2 protein-coding genes and 1 pseudogene are annotated in these 1,962 nt (G+C 71.5%); 1 reads left to right on the top strand and 2 read right to left on the bottom strand.

The features are described from left to right. Positions 1-178, bottom strand: a 178-nt coding sequence (locus H5J33_RS38490; protein ID WP_399552990.1) for a DUF6643 family protein, incomplete at its 3' end; no start/stop codon positions are given. Between the two features lie 308 nt (positions 179-486). On the opposite strand from H5J33_RS38490, the gene H5J33_RS33235 reads away from it, so the two are divergent. Continuing rightward, positions 487-1,761 (top strand): TerD family protein, encoded by a 1,275-nt coding sequence (locus H5J33_RS33235; RefSeq protein ID WP_181798418.1) that lies wholly within the window; start codon positions 487-489, stop codon positions 1,759-1,761. Positions 1,762-1,782: 21 nt separating this feature from the next. Here the strand turns inward: H5J33_RS33235 and H5J33_RS33230 are convergent. Then, positions 1,783-1,962: pseudogene (locus tag H5J33_RS33230) on the bottom strand (glycosyl transferase family 2); the annotation flags it as partial.

Below are 1,962 nucleotides of genomic sequence, written 5' to 3'. Positions count from 1 at the left end.
GGGCGGGCAGGGCCGACGGCAGGGCGGGCAGGCTGCTGCCCGTGTCGTAGGCGGCGGGGACCCTGATCGGGGCGATCTGCGGAGTGCCACGCTCGGCGACGAGCGAGTCGTAGATCGGGGTCTCCTTGAAGGAGGCGGAGTAGTAGCCGCCACCATAAGTGGAGCGGGGGGAGGTCATGGCACATAAGTTAAGCCCACGATGTGCTGGTTGGGGAGACCGATAAGAGGGTTGTTTTCCGTGTCGTCGGGAGCCTGACATCCCCAATACGAGCGAACATGGCAAAAAGGGGCGCCAGTCGACGTTTGGATCGTGTAAAGGCTGAGTTCCTCCGGTGTTACCGGTGGTTGACCGGCGATCTTCCTGTGCCGTTCCCGGGCGTGCGCCGGGGCGCGGAATAGGTTGTGGTAGGGATCGCACGGGCCGGAAGATCCGGGCCGACGGGCGAAACCCGCCGAGCCGAACACGCGATGGGGGCGGACATGTCAATGTCGAAGGGATCGAACACACAGGTGCCCACGACGGCGCTGCGCGTCGAACTGGGCTGGCGCTCCGGCCACGGGGTGCCCGACGCGGACGCCTCGGCCCTGCTGCTCGCCTCCGGAAAGGTCCGCTCCGACGCCGACTTCGTCTTCTACAACCAGCCCGCCCACGCCTCCGGCGCGGTACGCCACGAGGGCAAGCGGACGGCCGGCGGCCGGGTCACCGACACCCTGCTGGCCGACCTCGCGCGCGTGGAGGGCGACATCGAGCGGATCGTCCTCGCCGCCTCCGCCGACGGCGGCACGTTCGGCCAGGTCCCGGACCTCTACATCGAGGTGACCGATGCCGCCTCCGGGCAGGTCGTCGCCCGCTTCGACAACCCCGGCGCGACGGTGGAGACGGCCTTCGTGCTCGGCGAGTTCTACCGCCGCCAGGGCGGCTGGAAGTTCCGGGCCGTCGGCCAGGGCTACGACAGCGGACTGGAAGGACTGGCGACGGACTTCGGCATCACCGTGGACGAGCCCCAGCACGCGGCATCACCCGCGGCACCGGCCCCGGTCGCCCCGCCGCCCCCTCCCGCGCCTCCCACGGCGGCCCCGGCTCCACCGCCCCGCCCCGCCGAGGCCCCCACGGCGCCGCCCGCGGCCCAGCCGGTCCGGCTGTCCAAGGTCACCCTCACCAAGGCGGCCCCGTCCGTCTCGCTCGCCAAACAGGGCGGCACCTCCGGCGCGATGCGGGTGAACCTCAACTGGCACCTGCTCAAGCAGCCCACGGGCTGGCTCGGCCGGCTGGGCGGCCAGGGCGGCGTCGACCTCGACCTGTGCGCGCTGTACGAACTCGCCGACGGCCGCAAGGGAGTCGTCCAGGCCCTCGGCAACGCCTTCGGCGCCCTGCACCAGCCGCCGTACATCCATCTCGACGGCGACGACCGCACCGGAGCCGTGGCCCGCGGCGAGAACCTCACCATCAACCTCGACCACACCCGCGACTTCCGGCGCATCCTCGTCTTCGTCACCATCTACGAAGGCGCCCGTTCCTTCGCCGACCTGCACGCCACCGTCACCCTCCAGCCGCAGCACGGCGCCCCCATCGAGTTCTCGCTGGACGAGTGCACCGTCGCCTCCCCGGTGTGCGCGCTCGCCCTGATCACCAACACCGGCGGCGACCTGCTCGTCCGGCGCGAGGCGCGGTACCTCGTCCCGGAGCGCGGAACGAGCCCGCAGCGGACCGTGGACCACGCCTACGGCTGGGGCATGAACTGGACGCCAGGCCGCAAGTGAGCCGGCCACGTCCGGCGGGGCTCAGCCCTCGTCGGGCACGGCGTCCGGGCGCGAGTAGGTACGGCCCTTCCAGGCCGCCCCGCGCCCGCGGTAGTGCTGCACCGCGGAGTCGACCGTCATCAGCAGGTACAGGAACGCGGTGAACGGCAGCAGCGGCGCGAGCCACAGCGGCTGCCCGTAGTAGCGCAGCATCGGCAGGTA

Source organism: Streptomyces sp. WELS2 (assembly GCF_013870595.1).
Lineage (GTDB): Bacteria > Actinomycetota > Actinomycetes > Streptomycetales > Streptomycetaceae > Streptomyces.
Note: the sequence above shows the minus strand (reverse complement) of the source record. Positions and strands in the feature narration are given on the sequence as shown.